This is a genomic window from Duganella vulcania (assembly GCF_009857655.1).
GTDB classification, from domain to species: Bacteria; Pseudomonadota; Gammaproteobacteria; order Burkholderiales; family Burkholderiaceae_D; genus Rugamonas; species Rugamonas vulcania.
Genome location: NZ_WWCX01000025.1, coordinates 51,373 through 71,277 on the forward strand (window position 1 = coordinate 51,373; position 19,905 = coordinate 71,277).

A 19,905-nucleotide genomic window follows, 5' to 3' on the forward strand; every position below is an offset into this window, starting at 1 on the left:
CGCTTAGTTGTAGTCCGCGTCCAGCTCGGAGCCGGCGTAGTTCTCCAGCTCCGCGAACAGCGTCTTCATGGCCGTGCGGCCCTTGATGTTCTGGATCACCGTGCAGCTGTTGCGGTAGCTGGCGATCCGGTCCAGCAGCACCGGATGATGTTGCGCCGGCACCTTGGCCACCAGCGCGGCCCAGCCTTCCTCATAGTCCGGCTTGGCCTTGCGCACCGCCTTGACGAAGCGCTCGAACTCCTTCTGCCCGGTGCGCGCCACCACGCGGCCGCCGCCCTCGATGGCGAAGATCACGGCCAGCGCGATCACGCCCTCGGCGTTGAGGTCGGTATCGCTGACCGGGCCTTCGCTGTTGTGGCGGCGCAGCCAGCCGGCCAGGCGCACCACGGCCTGCACGTCCTTGCGCTGCTTGAGCATGACCTCGTAGCGCTCCAGGCCGTTCCAGTTTTCATTCGGATCGGTCTGGCACAAGTCGATGAACAGGTCGCGCAGGCGGCGCGCCGCATACACCGGATCGGTATCGTACTCGCCGACCAGCGCATCCTCCGGCAGCGCCGACAATTCCTTGATCAGCCGGAAGCCGATCTGGAACGCGTGCTCGGCGCCGTGCTCGACCAGGAAGTCCAGCGCCGCGAGGTCGCCCTCGTGCATCAGCGCGTGGTCCAGCCCCAGCGACACGCCGCCCACCGTCAGCTGCATGGCTTTCTGGATGCCGTCGGCGGTGCGGTCGTTGGTGAACTTCTCGGCCACCATCGCGGTGATGCCGGTCAGTTCATCGGCCAGCGCGTAGGCGGCGTCATCGTCGGGATGGGTGGCCAGTTGCTGGATGGCGCGGGTCAGGCGCGGTAAATTTTCTACGACAATTGCTGGCAGCATGTATCAAGCACCCATCACGAGAAAATGCCGGTGCCCAGGCTGCGGCGCGAGCCGGGCTTGGCGGCGCTGCGCGTGGACGGCACCTGCTTGCGCAAGCGGTACAGCAGTTCCTTGGTCGAGCGCTGCAGGAAGGTCGGCTCGTCGTCCGGGTCGTCGCTGAACTCGGCGTCGGCCAGGTCGGCGCTGTGGCGGAACTCCGGGAACAGCTCGAACAGCGCGCGGTCCCAGCCATCCTCCGACGCCTGCGCCAGCGCGATCGCCAGCGGAACCACGTCGTTGTCGGACGAGGTCTGGCCGGTCAGGTACGGGCCCTTGGAGATGATCTCGCCGGCCACTTCCAGGATTTCCTTCGGCGCCATCGAGAACAAAATCGCGAACGCGGTCGAGCCGTGGTCGGTGGCCGAGGCGGCCGCCAGCAGCTCGTGGCGGCGCTCCTCGTCGTCGGTCGAGAACACCACGCCGTGGATGTGCGCGAACAGCGACTCGGCGATGCGCTCCGGATCGTCCTCGATCAGGTCGTCCGGCCAGGTCGCGGCGAAGAAGGCCAGGCTGTCGGCCCAGGCCTTGGGCGGCACCAGCAGCGTCGCCAGCGACATCTTGCCACCGTCGAAGCCGGCCATGTGCAGCGCCGTCACCTGCGGCGGAATGTTGTTGAGCACTTCGACCACCGCCAGGTCGCCGAACTGGTCGGCCGCCTCGGCGAAGGCTTGTTCGGCGTGGCTCAGCGAGCCGGCAAGCACCAGCTCGGTCACTTGCTTGCTCAACGCCGGCAGATTACTTTTCTCGGTCATGGTCAGTCTCCATCCTGGTCGAACATCTGGGCGAAATCGTCGGTCGCCTGGTCTTCGTCCTCGACATCGTCGCCGTCGTCGTTGGCCGACAGCTGGTCCAGCGACTGGTCGTCGTCGTCCCACTTGCGCGGATTCTTGTACAGGAAGGCGGTGATGATGGCCTGGCGCGCCAGGTCCGGCAGGTTCTCCTGCAGTGCCGCGTACATGCGCGCCGCCTCCTCGCCCTTGCACGAGGCCATGGCGAACACGCGGCCGGCGTCGCCGAACTCGTAGTCTTCCGCCTCGGCCAGCAAGCCTTTCGGGTTGTTGAACTCCAGGTGGTCGACCAGCGCGAAGGCCAGCATGTTGACGTCCTCGATGCCGCCGCCGCTGGCGTACTCGGAGACCAGCGCATCGATCATGCGCTGGTAGTTCTTGCGGTCGGGAGGGTCGCCCAGGATGCCCTCGATCTGGCCTTCGAGTTCGCGCGATTGATAGGCGAACTCAGGGTGTACTTTTCTAGACATTGCTTGCTTTCTTTTTCTGATGTGTGACCGGCTCAGGCCGGTGGCAGCACGGTGCCATGCAGGTTGAACACCGAACGCCACAACTGGTACGCTTCCGCTTCCGGGTCGATGATGATGCGGTGGTTCACGCTCTGGTTGTATTCCTCGCGCTTGACCGGATCGGACAGGATTTCATAGGCCTTGGTGATGGCCTTGAAGCGCGCCTCCGCGCCGGGCGCCTGGTTGCGGTCCGGGTGGAAGCGCATCGCCAGCGAGCGGTACACCTTCTTGATCTCGTCGTCGGTGGCGTTAGGCGCGATACCCAGCGTGTTGTAATAATTTTCCATTTTGGAAACTCCGGGCCGTGATGCCGAAACAATTAAAGACGAATTATACCTGTGCGGCACGCCCCGATTCCGCCTCGGGCCGCCGCAACGCAGCATTTCCGCCGCCGTCATAGAGGGGATACGGTAAAATGCCCTTCACTCGAACTTTTGCAAAGCCAACTTTTCAGATGAGCAACGACAAAAACAGCCCAGCGCCCGTCCTGACCTCCAATTTCCTGCGCGCCATCGTCGAATCCGACCTGGCGGCCGGCACCCACGTCCGCGAAGGCATGCCGAGCGTGATCACCCGCTTCCCGCCGGAGCCGAACGGCTACCTGCACATCGGCCACGCCAAATCGATCTGCCTGAACTTCGGCCTGGCGCGCGACTACCAGGGCCGCTGCAACCTGCGCTTCGACGACACCAACCCGGCCAAGGAAGAGCAGGAATACGTCGACACCATCATCGACAGCGTCAAATGGCTGGGCTTTGACTACGACTACCCGGCCGCCAACGGCGCCGTCGAGCACCACCTGCACTACGCGTCGGACTACTTCGACCAGCTGTACGCGATGGCCGAATACCTGATCGAAAAAGGCTACGCCTACGTCGACAGCCAGTCGGCCGATGATATGGCGGCCAACCGCGGCAATTTCAACACGCCGGGCAAGAACTCGCCGTTCCGCGACCGTCCGGCCGCCGAATCGCTGCAGATCTTCCGCGACATGAAGGCCGGCAAATACGCCGACGGCGAGCACATCCTGCGCGCCAAGACCAGCGAGGACGCGATGTCCTCGCCGAACATGAACCTGCGCGACCCGGCCATCTACCGCATCCGCCACGCCCACCACGTGCGCACCGGCGACGCCTGGTGCATCTACCCGATGTACGACTACACGCACCCGATCTCGGACGCGCTGGAGAACATCACCCATTCGATCTGCACGCTGGAGTTCCAGGACCACCGCCCGTTCTACGACTGGCTGCTGGCCACGCTGTCCGAAGGCGGCTTCTTCAAGCTGCCGGTGCCGCGCCAGTACGAGTTCTCGCGCCTGAACCTGACCTACGTGGTCACCAGCAAGCGCAAGCTGCGCCAGCTGGTGGAAGAGCACATCGTCGACGGCTGGGACGACCCGCGCATGCCGACCATCGTCGGCCTGCGCCGCCGCGGCTACACGCCCGAAGCGATCAAGCTGTTCTGCGAACGCATCGGCGTGACCAAGGCCGACGGCTGGATCGACATGAGCACGCTCGAAGGCTGCATCCGCGAGGACCTGGACCCGAAGGCGCCGCGCGCCACCGCCGTGCTGCGTCCGCTGAAGCTGATCATCGACAACTACCCTGAAGGCCTGACCGAGGAATGCACCTCGCCGGTCCACCCGCACCACCCGGAAATGGGCGTGCGCACCTTCCCGATCACGCGCGAGCTGTGGATCGAGGAAGAGGACTTCATGGAAGTGCCGAGCAAGGGTTACTTCCGCTACTACCCGCCGATCGACGACAAGCCGGGCAGCCGCGTGCGCCTGCGCCACGGCTACGTGACCGAGTGCACCGGCTACGACAAGGACGAGAACGGCAAAGTGGTGGCGGTGCACGTCAACTACTTCCCGGATTCGAAATCGGGCACGCCGGGCTCGGACAACTACAAGGTCAAGGGCAACATCCACTGGGTTTCCGCCGCCACCGCGCTGGAAGCCGAAGTGCGCCTGTACGACCGCCTGTTCACCGACGCCAACCCGGACGCCGGCGGCAAGGACTTCCTCGCGCTGCTGAACCCGAACGCCAAGGAAGTCGTCACCGCCTACCTGGAGCCGGGCATGAGCGCGGCCCAGCCGGACCAGCGCTTCCAGTTCGAGCGCCACGGCTACTTCGTTGCCGACCGTGTCGACTCCACGCCGGGCAAGCCGGTGTTCAACCGCATCGTCACCTTGAAGGACAGCTGGGTCGCAAAGTAAGCGCAACAGTTACGACAAGTGACCAGGCCGGCGCCCTCCCTCGGAGGCGCCGGCCTTTTGCTTGGACGCGCAGCGGGCTGAACGTCCAGGACAAATAGCAAATTTATAAAATTACTTGACTAGCATCGCAAAAATTTCCTATATTCGGCCTACACCCGGTGCCAGGAGTTGCGTCAAGCAATCAATATGACAGCGTTACTCGCGCAAAAACAGTTGTTCTCGCCGACCAAGCCCGTCTGGTGGGCCGGCGTCCTGCTGTCGCTCGGGATCGGCGCGCTATTCTACGTGCCGGTCTACAAGACCATCGAACATGACGCCGCCGCGCGCTTCACGCAGCAGGCGCGCAACGCCCAGTACAACATCACCTCGCGCATCAACGCCTACACCGACGTGCTGCGCGGCACCGCCAGCTTCTTCGACGCCAGCGACCACGTCACCCGCGCCAGCTTTCACCGCTACGTCAAGGGCCTGGATCTGGAGCGGCAATTTCCCGCGCTCGACAACGTCAACTTCACGCAATATGTGACAGCGGCCCAGCGGCCCGCCTTCGAGCGCGAGGCGGCCCGCAGCGGCGACGGCCGGCCGGACGGCTACCCGAACTTCGCCATCCAGCCCCCGGGCCAGCGCGCCGAATACTCGGTGCTGACCATGATCGAGCCGGTGGCGCCGTTCCGCCACCGGCTCGGGGTCGACATCAGCGCCAGGGAACAGGCGGCGCGCGCAATCGCGGTGGCGCGCGACACCGGCAAGCTGATCACCTCCGGCATGCCGATCGAAAACACCCGCGACGCCCAGGGCTGGGCGCTGGCGATGCGCCTGCCGCTGTACCGCAAGGACATGCCGCTAAACGACGTGGCGCAGCGGCGCGCCGCCTACATCGGCTCGGTGGGCATAGGCTTCAGCGTGCCGCGGCTGGTGCGCGCGGCCATGGACCAGATGCAGGTGCGCGACGTCCACCTGATGCTGTACGACGAGGGCAAGAACGCCGACGGCAGCAACGCCCCGCAAACGCTGCTGTACGACAACCGCGACGGCGCCAGGCGTTCGCCGCGCGCCGGCGAGCACTTCACCATCGTGCTGCCGCTGGACTTCAACGGCCGCCAGTGGTCGGCCCATTTCAGCGCGCCCAAGTCGCTGTGGTACAGCCGCTTCGACGCCTTCCTGCCGTGGCTGTCGATGGCGTGCGGCTTCGTCGGCTCGCTGCTGTTCTACCTGCTGTTCCACACGCTGTCGTCATCGCGCCTGCGCGCCATCAAGATGGCCAAGGCCATGACCAAGGAATTGCGCGACAGCCAGGCCAAGCTGCAACAGTCGCACCACAAGCTGCGCCAGCTGGCGGCCCACGCCGACCAGATCAAGGAGCAGGAGCGCAAGCGCATCGCGCGCGAAATCCACGACGACCTGGGCCAGAACCTGCTGGTGCTGCGGATCGAGGCCGACCTGCTGGCCTCGCGCACCCGGCAGAACCACCCGCGCCTGCACGCGCGCGCGCTCAGCACGCTCAAGCAGATCGACAGCACCATCAAGAGCGTGCGCCACATCATCAACGACCTGCGGCCGACCGTGCTGGACCTGGGCTTGAACGCGGCGGTGGAGTGGCAGATCGCGCAGTTCCGCCAGCGTACCGGCATGGTCTGCGAACTGATCGAGCACCAGAGCGACATCCGCATTGACGACCGCTGCGCCACCGCCTTCTTCCGCGTGCTGCAGGAATCGCTGAGCAATATCGTCCAGCACGCGCGCGCCAGCCTGGTGCGGGTGGAGCTGCGCCAGGCCGGCGGCATGCTCAGCATGACCATCAGCGACAACGGCGTCGGCCTGCGCGAGAGCAGCCGCAACAAGGTGGGCTCCTTCGGCCTGGTCGGCATCGAGGAGCGCATCAGCCTGCTCGGCGGCCATTGCGCCATCACCGGCGGCCACAATGCCGGCACCACGGTGCTGATCTCGGTGCCGGTCGAGTACATCCCGCCCGTCGACGACGGCCTCCAGGCCGGCACCCGCCACGCCGACACCGCCACCGCCACCGCCACCGCCGCATGAAATGTCAGCGCTTTCCCAGTGCCTTAGGACTTTCCCGACAAAAGCTTGATAAAAATCAAAGGGACAGCTTGCGCGCCGGATAAAAATCAAACTTGTTCGATTTTTCAACCCGCTTCATCATCGCAAAGGAAACGCCAATGAATGTCATCAACGCACTGGACCTGGAACCGATCAAAGTCAAGCTGATGCACAAGGAGTCCGGCGAAGGCTGGTCGCTGGAACGCGCCAACGCCATCGAAACCGAGTATCGCCGCTTCCTGTTCCTGATGAAGCAGTTCCCGAACGAGCAGACCGCGCCGCTGGTCGACGTCGACACCTTCTGGCACTACCACATCCTGGACACGATGAAATACGCGGTCGACTGCGACGCGGTGTTCGGCTACTTCCTGCACCACTTCCCGTACATCGGCCTGCGCGGCGAGGACGACCTGGAGGCGCACGAACGCCTGGGCAACCGGATGCAGGAACTGTATGAAGAGACGTTCGGCGAGTCCTACCTGCGCGGCGCGATGCATCAGGACGTGGCCTACTCGGCCGCCCCTCGCGCGACGGCTTACTCGGCCGCGCCGGGCGTTGCCGCCAACACCGCGTATTCCGCCGCTCCGGGCGTTGCCGCCAAGACCGCGTATTCGGCCGCGCCCGGCGTTGCCGCGAAGACCGCCTACTCGGCCGCGCCCGGCGTTGCCGCCAAGACCGCATACTCGGCCGCTCCCGGCGTCGCCGCGAAGACCGCGTATTCGGCCGCTCCCGGCGTCGCCGCGAAGACCGCCTACTCGGCCGCGCCCGGCGTGGCCGCCAACACCGCGTACTCGGCCGCCCCGGGCGTCAGCGCCAAGACCGCCTACTCGGCCGCACCGGGCGTGACGGCTTACTCGGCAGCTCCCGGCAAGGTCGCGGAAGGCCTGCAGATGGCGGCCGACGCCAACGCCATCATCGAACAGGCCCGCATCGCCAGCTTCTACAGCGAGCGCCCACGCCTGACCCCGTCGGCCTGACCGCCGGCGTTTGCGTCACGCGCGGCAAAGCAAACAGGCGGACTGCTCAAATAAGTGGCATACTGTGGGGATATTTATGGATGATGGGAGATCATCATGGCTGTCAATACCGTAGCTTCCAGTACTGCCGCCGTACAAGCGACGCCGCCCCGCCAGCCTGAGCCGGTGAAGGTGGCGGACAAACCCGCCGAACGCGTTACGCCGCCGGCTCCGCCGGCGCCGCCGCAAGTGGCTGCCGCGCCGACCGTCAACACCAGCGGCCAGCGCATCGGCACCACCATCAGCACCTCGGCCTGATTCGGCCGAGGCCAGCCCCATAAGACAACGGCGCGTTACCGAGAGGTCCGCGCCGTTTTCTTCGTGGCGATCAGGCCGCCATCAGTTCGCGCAGTTCGCGAATGCTGAAATCGCTGATCTCGTGCATGCGGATCAGGATGGTCGCGCCGATAGGCAGCGTGTTGTGACGGATCTTGCTGATGACCGGTGGCGCTACTTCCAGCGCGCGCGACAGGGCCGCATCGTTTTTCAGTTGCAGCTTTTCGATGATGGCGTCCAGCACACGGTTCGGGTTGTAGGTCGGCGATGCGGTTATTTCTTTGATAGACATAATGTTTTTCAGTAGGTTCTGGCCGTCTTCGATAAAAAACGACACATGGGTAAAAAAAATTTTTAGCTCTATTACCAATGAAGCACTACAAAACACAGACATTTATGCCGGTTTTTAGTGCTTAGCCGAGATAATACACGTTTACGTTAACGAACGGCTAACTCATCAGACATTTCTGTGAGATTTAGAGAGATTCTACCCCTATTTCTTGTGCTAGGAAGATTTTTGTTACAAGAAAAGGTATAAATATTGGTAAAGTCAGTTGGACCGGCTGATGCCGGCGGCGCGGAAACACCATTCAACGGCCATCAAGGCGGCCAGTTGGGCGATCGTGCCAGGGAGCAGGATGGAGGACGCTGCGGGAACAATGTTGTCGTACGAGCAATAGTGCCAGCCTAGCTGGCGGCGGATCTCGTCGGGGGTGGGCGGAGGGCGGCGGTCGCATTCGCGCTGGTGCATGTAGGCACGGACCTGCTCCTTGCTAGGATGGGAAGTGGCTGTCATGCGCATGGCTCCTTCGTGAGATAGCTAACAATATCGTATCATGTGCGAACTTGATTGATATGGCTCATACAAATTGCGTTGCCATTTTGGCACAAACACCCCGGAAGTGGCTTGCATAAGTGCAAGTTTCGCCCCGTCTTTACTTGCTTTTACACATACCCATGACCTACGAAGAATTTCTCGACGAAGTAACCACCCTGCTCCACGAAATCTATGACCTCGACGACGCCGCCGCCATCAAGCTGGTGGTCGACGCCCAGGATGCGGAATATTTCGTCACCCACGACGACGTGCCGGAACTGCGCACGCCGGAGCAGGCCCGCAAGGACGCCGTCGCCCTGTACGAAGCCAAGCAGAACAAGGTACAGACCCAGAAGAAGCAGCAACAGCGCGTGCAGCAGAAGAAACGTCCGCCACGCGCCTGATCACCCCTCCAGCAGCTGCGCCACCGTGGCGTAGCGCAAGCGCACGCCCAGCTCGCGCTTGATGCGCCCGTTGCTCAGGCGCCGCGATTCCGACATAAACGACAGCAGGGCCGGCGTCACCACCTGCCGCAGTTCCTCGCGCGGCAGGCGCGGCGGGCGCGGCAACTGGTGCGCGTCCGCCACCGCGTCGAAATACGCCGCCATTTTCATATCGCTGTCGTCCACCGCGTGATACACGCGGTTGGGCAGGCCGCGGAACAGCGCCCGGGCAATGATGGCGGCCAGGTCGTCCGCGTGGATGTGGTTGGTGTACACATCGTCCTCTTCGACCAGTGCCGGCGTGCCGGCCTGCAGGCGTTTCAGCGGCAGGCGGTCGGCGGCGTAGATGCCCGGCACCCGCAGGATCGACAAGTGGCCGCCGGCGCGGCGCGCCCAGCCGCGCAGCACCTGCTCGGCGTCCACCCGGCGCACGGCGCGGGCGTTGCTTGGCGCCACCGGACGGCTCTCGTCAAACAACAGCCCGCCGCAATCGCCGTAGACGCCAGTGGTGCTGACATAAACCAGACGGGCATGCTCAGGTAAAATGGCGGTCAGATTGCGCGTGCGGCGGTCCAGCGCGCCCTCGGCGGGCGGCGGCGCCAGGTGCACGATGTGGCTGGCCAGGCCGGCCAGGCGCCGCAACGTGGCGGGCTGGTCCAGGTCAACCACCAGCGGCACCGCGCCCAGCGCGCGTAATTCCGCGCAGCGCGACGGCTGGCTGGTGGTGGCGAACACGCGGAAATACGGGCGCAGCAGCGGCAACAGGCGCATGCCGACATCGCCGCAACCCACGATTAACAGGCGCGGCAACTTGAATTTTTGAATAGTAAGTTTTTTCATTTGAAGGATTGTATGACGTTTCAAATCACTGTACAGCCTAGCGGCCATCAATTCAGCTGCGAGGAAGACGAAACCGTGCTGGCCGCGGCCATGCGCGCCGGCGTCGGCCTGCCCTACGGCTGCAAGAATGGCGCCTGCAGTTCCTGCAAGGGCAAAGTGCTCTCCGGCTCGGTCACGCACAAGGCCCACCAGGAACGCGCGCTGACCAAGGATGAGGAAGCGGCCGGCTATTCGCTGTTCTGCTGCGCCACCGCGCAGCAAGACCTGGTGATCGAGGTGCGCGAAGTGGCCGGCAGCGACGACTACCCGATCCGCAAGATGCCGTCGCGCGTGGCGACGCTGGAAAAACTGGCGCCGGACGTGGTCGTGATGACGCTGCAACTGCCGGCCAACGAGACGCTCAAGTTCCGCGCCGGCCAGTACATCGAATTCATGCTGCGCGACGGCAAGCGCCGCAGCTACAGCCTGGCCTCGCCGCCGGACCAGGACCAGCCGCTGAGCCTGCACATCCGCCACCTGCCGGGCGGCCTGTTCACCGACCAGGTGTTCAGCACCATGAAGGAACGCGACATCCTGCGCTTCGAAGGCCCGATGGGCACCTTCTTCGTGCGCGAGGACAGCGACAAGCCGATGGTGCTGCTGGCCTCCGGCACCGGCTTCGCGCCGATCAAGGCCATCATCGAGCACCTGCGCGCGCAAGGCTCGGCCCGTCCAATGACCCTGTACTGGGGCGGCCGCCGCCCGCAGGACCTGTACATGGACGCGCTGTGCCGCCAGTGGGAAGCGATCCTGCCGAACTTCAAGTATGTGCCGGTGATCTCGTCGGCGCTGCCGGAAGATCACTGGAGCGGCCGCACCGGCTTCGTGCACGCGGCCGTCATGGCCGACCTGCCCGACCTGTCCGGCCACCAGGTGTATGCCTGCGGCGCGCCGGTCATGGTGGAATCGGCCAAGCGCGATTTTGTCGCCCAGTGTCATTTGCCGGAAGACGAATTCTACGCGGACGCCTTCACCACCGAAGCCGACATCCACCAGCCCTGAACCTCCCCACCGGGAGCGGACCAAGGGGCGGAGCCCCCGGCTCCGCTCCTTGAAAGCGCCAATGTCCGACAGCACCGCACCTTCCTCCAACGGCTTCGGCGTCCTGCGCCACCGTAACTTCTCGCTCTACCTCACCGCCCGCACCCTGGCCACCCTGGCCGTCCAGATGCAGAACGTCGCCATCGGCTGGCAGGTGTACGCGCTGACCCACAACCTGTTCGACCTCGGCCTGATCGGCCTGGCGCAGTTCGCGCCCTTCCTGCTGCTGATCCTGATCGCCGGCCACGCCGCCGACCGCTACAACCGCCGCCTGCTGATCGCGCTGGCGATGGGCGCGCAGCTGCTGTGCGGCCTGGCGCTGCTGGCCTTCACCTTCGCCGGCCTGAGCGCGGTGTGGCCGGTGTTCGCCGTGCTGGTGCTGTTCGGCAGCGCGCGCGCCTTCATGGGGCCGGCCACGCAAGCGATGCTGGTCAACCTGGTGCCGCCCGAGCGCTTCAGCCAGGCCGTGGCGCTGAGCTCGTCGAGCTTCCACGTCGCCGTCATCCTCGGCCCCACGCTGGGCGGCCTGTTCTACCTGGCCGGGCCGAAAACGGTTTATATGATTTCCTCGGCGCTGCTGCTGGCGGCGGTCATCCTGATGTGCCTGGTCAAATCGGTCAAGCAGCCCAGCAACCGCGAGCCCGCCACCTGGCACACGGTGCTGGAGGGCTTGCGCTTCGTCTGGTCCAAGCCGGTGGTGCTGGGCGCGATCTCGCTCGACCTGTTCGCCGTGCTGTTCGGCGGCGCCACCGCGCTGCTGCCGGCGCTGGCGCACGACGTGCTGCACATCGGCCCGACCGGCCTCGGCCTGCTGCGCACCGCGCCCGGCGCCGGCGCCGCCGTGTGCTCGATCGCGCTGGCGTTCTACCCGATCACGCGCCGGGTCGGCCTGTGGATGCTGGGCGGCGTGGCCGTGTTCGGCGCCGGCACGCTGGTGCTGGGCGCCACCTCCACCTTCCTGGTCGCGCTGGCCGCGCTGTTCGTGATGGGCGCCGGCGACATGATCAGCGTCTACGTGCGCCACCTGCTGGTGCAGTACGAAACGCCGGACGCGATCCGCGGGCGCGTGAGCGCGGTCAACTCGGTCTTCATCGGCGCCTCCAACGAGCTGGGCGAATTTGAATCGGGCCTGACCGCCGGCTGGATGGGCCTGACCCGCGCCGTGCTGTTCGGCGGCGCCGCCACGCTGGCCGTGACCGGCATCTGGACCGTGCTGTTCCCCGTCCTGTCGCGCATGGACCGCTTCCCCCACGAGGAAAAATCATGACACTACGCATACGCCTGCCGGGCATCATCCACAGCCGTCCGCACCTGAGCCTGGCGATCGCGCTGGGCGCCATCGCCGGCCCGCTGCTGCCGGACGCCTGGCCGCTGGTGGCGCGCCTGCTCACGGCGTGGAATATCACCGTCTGGACCTACCTGCTGTCGATGGCGTGGATGATGGCGCGCGCCGACCAGCACGACATCCGCCGCGCCGCCTGCCGCCAGGACGAAAGGGGGCCGGTGATCCTGGCCATGCTGTCGCTGGTGATCATGATCAGCCTGGTGGCCATCATCTCGCAACTGTCCGCGCTGAAGGACTCGCCGCCGACCGACATGGTCTACCACTACGGCTTCGTGGTGCTGACGCTGACCGGCTCGTGGTTCATGATCGGCACCATGTTCTGCTCGCATTACGCCCATCTGTACTACATCAAGAACGACGGCGAAAAACCGCTGCATTTCCCCGACCAGGAATTGACGCCGAACTACTGGGACTTCCTGTACTTCTCGTTCACCATCTCGGTGGCGGTGCAGACCTCGGACGTGGCCGTATGCGGCCGCGCCATGCGCCAGGTGGTGCTGGCGCAATCGGTGCTGTGCTTCTTCTACAACCTGGCCATCCTCGGACTGTCGATCAATATTGCCGCTTCGCTCATCAATGGTTAGCGACTTAACGCGAACCTAAGCAGAAAAGGAGTAATATTGTTTTGCAGTTCAACAAACAGGAGCAAGCGTATGCAAATCAATATCAATGCCGACAAAACCATCGACCGCCATGCCGGTCTGGATGAACATGTACAGACGGTCGTGAGCAATGCCCTCCACCGCTTCGGCGAACAAATCACCCGCGTCGAAGTGCACCTGAGCGACAACCTGGTTCAGAAATCAGCCGACGGCGACAACCGCTGCCTGATGGAAGCCCGCGTCACCGGGTATCAACCGATCGCCGTCAGCGATCACGCCGCCACGCTGCACCAGGCGATCGCCGGCTCGGCCGATAAACTCAAGCGCGCCATCGACAGCGCACTGGGCCGCCTGCACGACAAGGACAAGCGTCAAGCCAACGGCGCCGTGCCGGTCGAGGCCGACGCGGAAGACAGCGAATAATTCACATGGAGGCGGGAGCTAGCGCCGTGCCAGCTCCCGCAAATACCTCAGTCCCTGCAGCGCCCGGCTGCCATACCACGACATCATCTCCCCATCGACCAGCAGCACCGGCTTGCCGATCTGCTTTTCCAGCGCGTCCGCGTGCGCTTCCGTGAAGCGGTACGGTTCGCTCGACAGCAACACCCCATCCACCCCAGCCAGCAATTCCGGCGACCACTCGAAGCGCGGGTAGCGCACCTCGCCCAGGTCCGGCACGCTCCAGCCGATTTCCTCCAGCATGCGCGCGATGTAGGTGTCGCGCGAGATCGTCATCCACGGGTCTTGCCAGATGCAATACAACATCGTCTGCGGGCGGCCCGGCGGCATCGCGCGCAGCAGCGCATACTCCGCCTCGAACGCGGCGCACCAGCCGGCGGCGGCCTGTCCGCGGCAGAATACCCCGCCCATCAGGCGCGCCAGGTCCAGGTTGTCGCGCGGGCGCAGCGGATGGGTGACGACAATGTTGGGAATAAACTCAGCCAACAGCTCGACGGTCGGCTTTTCGTTCTCGTCGATGTTGACCACCAGATGGGTCGGCGCCAGCTTGCGGATCTTGTCGATATTCACATCCTTGGTGCCGCCGACCTTGGGAATGGCCCGCACCACGTCGGCCGGATGGATGCAGAAACCGGTGCGCCCAACCAGCTGCGCGGCCAGGCCCAGGTCGCACAGCAGCTCGGTAATCGACGGTACCAGCGAGACGATGCGCGCGTCCGGATCGGCCCGGTGTGTGGTGCCGACCGCGTCGGTATAGTCCATATTGTCATCCAGAGTAAGCAAAGCAACATTGAAGCATCCGCGGATACAACGTGCAACAACTACGGGGGTGAAATTTACACAGGGCGCTGTTCAGTTCAGCTATGATTACCGTGCTTGCCCATCAGCATCCTGAAAGACCATTTTGAAACAAATCAGCACATTCGGCGCCTCCCGCTACCAGATCGGCGACCTGCAGCTGCTGCGCAACGCCGACGACGACACCACCATCGCCAAGCTGCTCGCGCCCTGCCCCATCATGCAACTGGAAGCCGACCAGGCGGTCACCGAGTCCAGCCACGCCCGCCTGTACATCGTGCTGCGCGGGTCCTTGTCGGTCGCCACCGACACCCGCACCGGCATGGCCGACGGCACCGTCAGCAAGATACTGCCGGGCGAGAGCGTGGGCGAACAATCTGTCTTGGACGAGGAAGCCAACCTGTCGAGCATTACCGCGCTGGAGCAGAGCGAAGTGCTGGTGATCGAGGCCGACATCGTCTGGAAGCTGATCGACGAATCGAATGTGCTGGCGCGTAACCTGCTGCGGCTGCTGTCCTTCCGCATCCGCGCCGCCAACGCGCAGCTGCGCCGGCGCCAGAAGCTGGGCGAGTTCTACCGCCAGCTGTCGATGATCGACGGCCTGACCGGCTTGTACAACCGCGCCTGGCTCAACGACCTGCTGCCGACCATGGTGGCCACCGCGCAGGGCTCGCACGCGCCGCTGGCGCTGATCATGATCGACCTCGACCACTTCAAGAAATTCAACGACAGCCACGGCCATTTGGCCGGCGACCAGGCCCTGCGCGCCGCCGCGCACGTGCTCAGCAGCGCGCTGCGCCCGACCGATTTCGCCGTGCGCTACGGCGGCGAGGAAATGATGGTGCTGCTGCCGGACACCAGCGACAAGGTCGCCGTGGCGGTGGCCGAGCGCCTGTGCGAACGGATGCAGCAGGCGGTGGTGTTCGCCGACATGCGCGTGCCGCTGCCGCAAATCACCGCGTCCTTCGGCGTGGCCACGCTGCAGCCGGGCCAGGACGAGCAGGCGCTGATCGCGGCCGCCGACGGCGCGCTGTACCGCGCCAAGGACCAGGGCCGCAACCGCGTGGTCCATCACCAGGCTTAGGCCCAAGCCGCCCGCCGCGCGCGGCGTTGGCTCAGCGCGCGGCCGGCTGGCCGGCGCCCAGCACCAGCGTCGCCGTCACCGCGTAGTGGTCGGACGCAAAACCCTTGCCGTCCTGCCCGTCGATGAGCACCTCGGCCCGCGCCACGCCGGCGTCCGGCGGCGCCATGATGTAGTCGATCCTGCACGGGTTCTTTTCCTTGCCGAACGCGTGGAAGCTGCCGGTGTCGGCGCCGCCATGCAGCGCCCGATAACTGTCGCGCAGCGCCAGCGGCGAACCCGCCTGGCCAAGCAGGTAGCGCACCGCCGGCTCCTGCTCGCAAGCGTTCAGGTCGCCGGTGAGCACGACCGGGTCGCCCGCATGCTTGCGTGCCGCGATCAGCCCGGCGAGCAGCCGCGCCGCGCGTTCGCGCTCGTCCGGCTTCAACGGGAAATGGGTGTTGTAGACGTACAGGCCGCGCCCGCTCGCGTGCTCGCGCAGATGCACCCAGGTGGCGATGCGCGGCCACTGCATGCCCCAGTCGTTGGAACCGACGATCTCCGGCGTGGACGACAGCTGGAACGTGCCCTGGTCGGCCGCGTCAAGATCCCAGCGCGCCTTGCGGTAGAAGATCTGCGTGCCCTCGCCGCCGCCATCGCTCTCGCGGCCGCGCCCTATGCTGGCGTACTCGCCCAACGCAAGGTTGAGGTCGGCGATTACCGCCGGCACCGCTTCCTGCACGCCCAGGAAATCCGGATGCTGCTGCCGCACCAGCCCGGCCACGCGCGCCTTGCGCGACGCCCAGTCGTGCGGCGCCGGATCGACCGGCACCCTGAGGTTGAACGACATCACATCGACCGTCAGCGCCTGCGCGCAGCCGGCGCCATGGAATCCGGACAGGCCGGCGGCAAGGCAGGCGGCAAGCCGCAACCAGCGGACGGGTGTTTGACGGCGCAAAGCGGTGGGCATGGCTACTTCCTCTTTCTGGGTGGGTGACTGGCCGGCATCATGGCGCGAGCTCATGCCGGTAGGGAATCGATGGCTGGGCGCCGGCGCGCATTACGCACAGGGCGCTGGCGTTTTGGCCGAAGGCGGCCGCTTCGTCCAAGGTCAAGCCTTCGCACAGCGCGGTCGCGAGCGCGCCGATGAAGGTGTCGCCGGCCGCCGTGGTGTCGACCGCGCTGACCGCGCGCGCATGCAGGTGCCGTGGGCCCAGCTCGTCCAGCAGGACCACGCCCTTGTCGCTGAGCGTGATCAGCACGCGGCGCGCGCCGCGCGCCCGCAGTTGTTCGGCGGCCAGGCAGGCGCTGGCCACGTCGGTCACGGCGATGCCGGTCAGCAGCGCCGCCTCGCTTTCGTTGGGCACCAGGATGTCGATCAGCGGCCAGAACCGATCGGGCAAGGCTTGCGCCGGCGCCGGGTTGAGCAGCACCGGCACGCCGGCCGCCGCGGCCAGCCGCATCGCCCGCAGGACCGCCTCGAGCGGCACTTCCAATTGAACGATGAGCAAGGCCGCGCCGGCGATCGCGTCCCTGGCCGCGTCGATGTCGTCCGGGCCCAGCATGCCGTTCGCGCCGGCGGCCAGCACGATGCGGTTCTGGCCCTGCTCCTCCACCAGGATTACCGCCACGCCGGTCGCGGCGGCGTCGGTGCGCCGGACATGGCCGATGTCGACGCCGTTGGCGGCCAGCGCCGCGCACAGCGTATCGCCATAGCCGTCGCGGCCGGCCTGGCCGACCAGCGCCACCTGGCAGCCGAGACGGGCGCAGGCCACGGCCTGGTTGGCGCCCTTGCCGCCCGGCGAGGTGGTGTAGCCGTGGCCTTGCAGCGTCTCGCCGGCCTCGGGCATGCGCGGCATGCGGAACACCAGGTCCATGTTGAGGGAACCGACCACCACCACCGGTTTGCCGGCCACGACCGCGGGAGCGACTTTATTCATGCGCCCCCTTTGGCCGCCGGTAGGGCGCGGTCGAGGAACGGGTTTTCAGCTCGGGGGCCAGCACCACATGGCGCGGCGTGTCGCGCTGCGCCTCGACCCGCTCCAGCAGCAGCTCGGCGGCCAGCGTGCCGATGGTCAGCTTCGGCTGCACCACGGTCGACAGCGGCGGCGCCGAATACGCCGCCAGCTCGATATCGTCGAAGCCGACGATGGACAGCTGCTCGGGCACGCGCACGCCGGCCTCGCGCGCGGCCGACAGCGCGCCGATGGCCATCAGGTCGTTGCAGACGAACACCGCGCTGGGTGGCGGCGTGCAGCGCAGCAGCTCCTGCATCGCCAGGTAGCCGCCGCCCGGCGTGAAGTCGCCGCGCACCAGGTCGCTGTCGAAGCGCTCGACGCCGGCCTCGGCCAGCGCCTGCTTCCAGCCCGCGTTGCGCTGCGAGCTGGGCGACAGGCCCGACGGGCCGCTGATGCAGGCCACGCGCGGATGGCCCAGCTCCAGCAGGTGGCGCGTGGCGATCAGGCCGCCGGCGACATGATCGACCTCGACCAGGTCGCAGTTCAGGTCGGCCACCTCGCGGTCCAGCAGCACCAGCGGGATCTTCAACTCGCCGATGGTGGCGCGCACCATCTCGTCGCTGCCGGCCACCACCAGGATCAGACCGTCGACGCGCTTCTCGGCCAGCACCCGGATATACGAGGCCAGGCGCTCCGCATCGTCATTGGAATTGCAGATGATGACGTTGTAGCCGGCGGCGTAGCAGCGCTCCTCCACGCCCTGGATGATCTCGGCGAAGTACGGGTTGGAGTTATTCGGTATCACCATGCCGAAGGTGCGCGTGTTGTTGCTCTTCAGGCTGCGGGCGACCGCGCTGGGCACATAGCCCAGCACGCGCACGGCCTCCTCCACGCTTTCGCGCGCCTCCTTGCTGACGAACCGGGTGCCGTTGACGACATGCGACACGGTCGACACGGACACCCCGGCACGGAGTGCGACATCCTTGATATTGGCCATAGACTGCTGCTCACTTCCCTGCGGATAAATTGATTGGTCGGGCCGGCCCGATGCGGCCCCGGCCCCGGTGCCGCCGCTAGTTGCGGGCGGCCTTTCTCAAACGATAGGTATCGAGCACCACCGCGAGAATGATCACCACCCCGGTGATCATCTGCCGCACGAAGTCGCCCACCTCGACCAGCACCAGGCCGTTGGCCAGCACGCCGATGATGCAGGCGCCCAGCAGCGTGCCGATGATCGAGCCGCGGCCGCCGGCCAGGCTGGTGCCGCCGATCACGACGGCGGCGATGGCGTTGAGCTCGAAGCCGACGCCCAGGATGGGACTGGCCACCGTCAGGCGCGTCATGTACAGCACGGCGGCCACGCCAACGGCGGCGCCGCAAATCGTAAAGCACAGGATCTTATAACGGAAAATGTCGTGGCCCGCCAGGCGCACGGCTTCTTCGTTGTTGCCGATGGCGTAAATGACACGGCCGAACACGGTGCGCGTGAGCACCACCCAGGCCAGTGCCACCAGCGCCAGCGCCACCAGGAACAGCGCCGGCATGCCGGCCACGGTGGCCGTGCCGAACGCGTTGAACAGGTCGGGGAACTCGTAGATGGAGCGGGCGTCGGTCCATTGCAGCGCGGCGCCGCGCGCGACGTACAGCATGCCCAGCGTCACGATGAAGGACGGCACGCCCCAGTGGCTCGCCACGCTGCCGTTGATCAGCCCGCACACGGCGCCGACCGCGACGCTGGCCGCCACCGCCAGCGCGATGGCGGCGCCGACGCTCAGGCTGTCCAGCTTGAGCACCGTGCCGGCCACCACCGCGCACAGGGCGGTCAGCGAGCCGACCGACAGGTCGATGCCGCCGATCAGCACCACGAAGGTCATGCCCACCGCCAGGCAGATATTGATGGCGATCTGCGTGAAGATGTTGCTGACGTTGTCGGCCGTGAAGAACAGCGGCGACAGCAGCGAGAACACGGCGATGAGGATCAGCAGCGCGAAGGCGATGCCCGATTCGCGCAGCAGGCCGCGCAGGCCGGCCGGCAGCAGGCTGGCCGCGCGGGCCGGAACGGGCGCCGCCGGGTTGGCGCTCTCAGACGGTTTCAACATCGGGTTCTCCAGTGTTCATCAGTTCGCTGTAAGCCAGCTCAAGAATGCGGGTTTCGTCAAAGCCGGCGCGCGCCACCTCGCCCGCCACGGCGCCGCGCGACAGCACGATGATGCGGTCGGCGATCTCCATCAGCTCGGCCAAATCGGACGAGGCGACCACCAGCGCCTTGCCGCTGTCGGCGGCCGCCAGCAGCAGGCGGTGGATCTCGGCGCGCGCCACCACGTCGACGCCGCGGGTCGGCTCGTCAAGCAGCAGCACCGCCGGCTCGCGCAACAGCCACTTGCCCAGCACGACCTTCTGCTGATTGCCGCCGGACAGCGTGCGCGGCGCCTGCTCGATGCCGCTCATGCGGACCTGCAGCGCCCGCGCCATGGACTCGGCGGCGGCCGCTTCGCGCGAGCGCAGCAGCCAGCCGCCCCGGGCGCAGTCGCCGAGCGTGGCCAGCGACAGGTTGGCGCGGATCGGCATGTCCAGCAGCAGCCCCTCGTGGCGGCGGTCTTCCGTCACCAGGCAGATCCCCTGCGCGATGGCGTCGGCCGGGCTGCGCACCGCGACCGCCTGGCCGTCGCGCAGCAGCCGGCCGGCCGCCATCGGGTCGGCGCCGAAGATGGCGCGCAGCG

23 protein-coding genes are annotated in these 19,905 nt (G+C 66.1%); 10 read left to right on the forward strand and 13 right to left on the reverse strand.

Features of this window, described 5'->3' with window-relative positions; translation table 11 throughout:
• Positions 1 to 3: 3 nt before the first annotated feature.
• From GTP90_RS15990 to GTP90_RS16005, 4 genes are read right to left on the reverse strand one after another with little or no spacing between them, the layout of a single operon-like run.
• Positions 4 to 876: a hypothetical protein gene (locus GTP90_RS15990; RefSeq protein WP_161084483.1), complete on the reverse strand. Its 873-nt coding sequence runs from the start codon at positions 874 to 876 to the stop codon at positions 4 to 6.
• A gap of 14 nt (positions 877 to 890) precedes the next feature.
• Positions 891 to 1,667, reverse strand: a complete 777-nt coding sequence (locus GTP90_RS15995; RefSeq protein ID WP_008445963.1) for a hypothetical protein — start codon at positions 1,665 to 1,667, stop codon at positions 891 to 893.
• A 2-nt stretch (positions 1,668 to 1,669) separates the two neighbouring features.
• Positions 1,670 to 2,173 (reverse strand): hypothetical protein, encoded by a 504-nt coding sequence (locus tag GTP90_RS16000; RefSeq protein ID WP_161084484.1) that lies wholly within the window; start codon positions 2,171 to 2,173, stop codon positions 1,670 to 1,672.
• Between the two features lie 32 nt (positions 2,174 to 2,205).
• Positions 2,206 to 2,499 (reverse strand): DnaJ domain-containing protein, encoded by a 294-nt coding sequence (locus GTP90_RS16005; RefSeq protein ID WP_117015446.1) that lies wholly within the window; start codon positions 2,497 to 2,499, stop codon positions 2,206 to 2,208.
• A 167-nt stretch (positions 2,500 to 2,666) separates the two neighbouring features.
• Between GTP90_RS16005 and GTP90_RS16010 the strand changes: the two genes are divergently transcribed.
• The 4 genes from GTP90_RS16010 (at position 2,667) to GTP90_RS16025 (ending at position 7,765) form a co-directional block, all read left to right on the forward strand.
• A complete protein-coding gene (locus tag GTP90_RS16010; RefSeq protein ID WP_161084485.1) occupies positions 2,667 to 4,433 on the forward strand; it encodes a glutamine--tRNA ligase/YqeY domain fusion protein in 1,767 nt (588 codons plus the stop codon).
• A 186-nt stretch (positions 4,434 to 4,619) separates the two neighbouring features.
• Positions 4,620 to 6,473, forward strand: coding sequence for a CHASE domain-containing protein (locus GTP90_RS16015; RefSeq protein WP_161084486.1), 1,854 nt, complete (start codon positions 4,620 to 4,622; stop codon positions 6,471 to 6,473).
• A 137-nt stretch (positions 6,474 to 6,610) separates the two neighbouring features.
• The gene (locus GTP90_RS16020) at positions 6,611 to 7,468 is read left to right on the forward strand and encodes a glycine-rich domain-containing protein (RefSeq protein ID WP_161084487.1); all 858 of its coding nucleotides are present in this window, start codon (positions 6,611 to 6,613) and stop codon (positions 7,466 to 7,468) included.
• Positions 7,469 to 7,564: 96 nt separating this feature from the next.
• Positions 7,565 to 7,765 (forward strand): hypothetical protein, encoded by a 201-nt coding sequence (locus GTP90_RS16025; protein ID WP_161084488.1) that lies wholly within the window; start codon positions 7,565 to 7,567, stop codon positions 7,763 to 7,765.
• A 70-nt stretch (positions 7,766 to 7,835) separates the two neighbouring features.
• Here GTP90_RS16025 and GTP90_RS16030 read toward each other — a convergent pair whose 3' ends face one another.
• Complete coding sequence (locus tag GTP90_RS16030) at positions 7,836 to 8,075, reverse strand: hypothetical protein (RefSeq protein WP_008445950.1); 240 nt, start codon at positions 8,073 to 8,075, stop codon at positions 7,836 to 7,838.
• Between the two features lie 258 nt (positions 8,076 to 8,333).
• Positions 8,334 to 8,579, reverse strand: coding sequence for a hypothetical protein (locus GTP90_RS16035; RefSeq protein WP_254451884.1), 246 nt, complete (start codon positions 8,577 to 8,579; stop codon positions 8,334 to 8,336).
• A gap of 161 nt (positions 8,580 to 8,740) precedes the next feature.
• Here GTP90_RS16035 and GTP90_RS16040 point away from each other — a divergent pair, with 161 nt between their 5' ends.
• Positions 8,741 to 9,004 carry a hypothetical protein gene (locus tag GTP90_RS16040; protein ID WP_117015532.1) on the forward strand — a complete coding sequence of 88 codons (264 nt, stop codon included), beginning with the start codon at positions 8,741 to 8,743 and terminating at the stop codon, positions 9,002 to 9,004.
• On the opposite strand, the gene GTP90_RS16045 is transcribed toward GTP90_RS16040, so the two are convergent.
• Entirely contained in the window at positions 9,005 to 9,883 is an 879-nt protein-coding gene (locus GTP90_RS16045) for an SDR family oxidoreductase (RefSeq protein WP_175048107.1), read from the reverse strand.
• 12 nt (positions 9,884 to 9,895) lie between these two features.
• Between GTP90_RS16045 and GTP90_RS16050 the strand changes: the two genes are divergently transcribed.
• From GTP90_RS16050 to GTP90_RS16065, 4 genes are all read left to right on the forward strand, one after another.
• Positions 9,896 to 10,924 carry a CDP-6-deoxy-delta-3,4-glucoseen reductase gene (locus tag GTP90_RS16050; RefSeq protein WP_161084490.1) on the forward strand — a complete coding sequence of 343 codons (1,029 nt, stop codon included), beginning with the start codon at positions 9,896 to 9,898 and terminating at the stop codon, positions 10,922 to 10,924.
• 61 nt (positions 10,925 to 10,985) lie between these two features.
• A complete protein-coding gene (locus tag GTP90_RS16055; protein ID WP_161084491.1) occupies positions 10,986 to 12,230 on the forward strand; it encodes an MFS transporter in 1,245 nt (414 codons plus the stop codon).
• Positions 12,227 to 12,892 (forward strand): DUF1345 domain-containing protein, encoded by a 666-nt coding sequence (locus tag GTP90_RS16060; RefSeq protein ID WP_161084492.1) that lies wholly within the window; start codon positions 12,227 to 12,229, stop codon positions 12,890 to 12,892. Before GTP90_RS16055 ends, GTP90_RS16060 begins: the two co-directional genes overlap by 4 nt.
• 69 nt (positions 12,893 to 12,961) lie before the next feature.
• Entirely contained in the window at positions 12,962 to 13,333 is a 372-nt protein-coding gene (locus GTP90_RS16065) for an HPF/RaiA family ribosome-associated protein (RefSeq protein WP_161084493.1), read from the forward strand.
• 18 nt (positions 13,334 to 13,351) lie between these two features.
• Here the strand turns inward: GTP90_RS16065 and GTP90_RS16070 are convergent, their stop codons facing one another.
• Positions 13,352 to 14,131: a helical backbone metal receptor gene (locus GTP90_RS16070; RefSeq protein ID WP_161084494.1), complete on the reverse strand. Its 780-nt coding sequence runs from the start codon at positions 14,129 to 14,131 to the stop codon at positions 13,352 to 13,354.
• A 142-nt stretch (positions 14,132 to 14,273) separates the two neighbouring features.
• Here GTP90_RS16070 and GTP90_RS16075 point away from each other — a divergent pair, with 142 nt between their 5' ends.
• Positions 14,274 to 15,251, forward strand: coding sequence for a GGDEF domain-containing protein (locus GTP90_RS16075; protein ID WP_161084495.1), 978 nt, complete (start codon positions 14,274 to 14,276; stop codon positions 15,249 to 15,251).
• 31 nt (positions 15,252 to 15,282) lie between these two features.
• Here the strand turns inward: GTP90_RS16075 and GTP90_RS16080 are convergent, their stop codons facing one another.
• The 5 genes from GTP90_RS16080 to GTP90_RS16100 form a co-directional block, all read right to left on the reverse strand.
• On the reverse strand, positions 15,283 to 16,197 hold the full coding sequence (locus tag GTP90_RS16080) for an endonuclease/exonuclease/phosphatase family protein (protein WP_161084496.1): 915 nt from the start codon (positions 16,195 to 16,197) through the stop codon (positions 15,283 to 15,285).
• A 37-nt stretch (positions 16,198 to 16,234) separates the two neighbouring features.
• Positions 16,235 to 17,167 (reverse strand): ribokinase, encoded by a 933-nt coding sequence (gene rbsK, locus GTP90_RS16085; RefSeq protein ID WP_161084497.1) that lies wholly within the window; start codon positions 17,165 to 17,167, stop codon positions 16,235 to 16,237.
• Positions 17,160 to 18,182: a LacI family DNA-binding transcriptional regulator gene (locus GTP90_RS16090; protein ID WP_161084498.1), complete on the reverse strand. Its 1,023-nt coding sequence runs from the start codon at positions 18,180 to 18,182 to the stop codon at positions 17,160 to 17,162. Before GTP90_RS16090 ends, rbsK begins: the two co-directional genes overlap by 8 nt.
• A gap of 76 nt (positions 18,183 to 18,258) precedes the next feature.
• Positions 18,259 to 19,284, reverse strand: coding sequence for an ABC transporter permease (locus tag GTP90_RS16095; RefSeq protein ID WP_161084499.1), 1,026 nt, complete (start codon positions 19,282 to 19,284; stop codon positions 18,259 to 18,261).
• Positions 19,268 to 19,905: ATP-binding cassette domain-containing protein (locus GTP90_RS16100; protein ID WP_161084500.1), on the reverse strand; the 638-nt coding region annotated here is incomplete at its 5' end. The genes GTP90_RS16095 and GTP90_RS16100, both read right to left, overlap by 17 nt.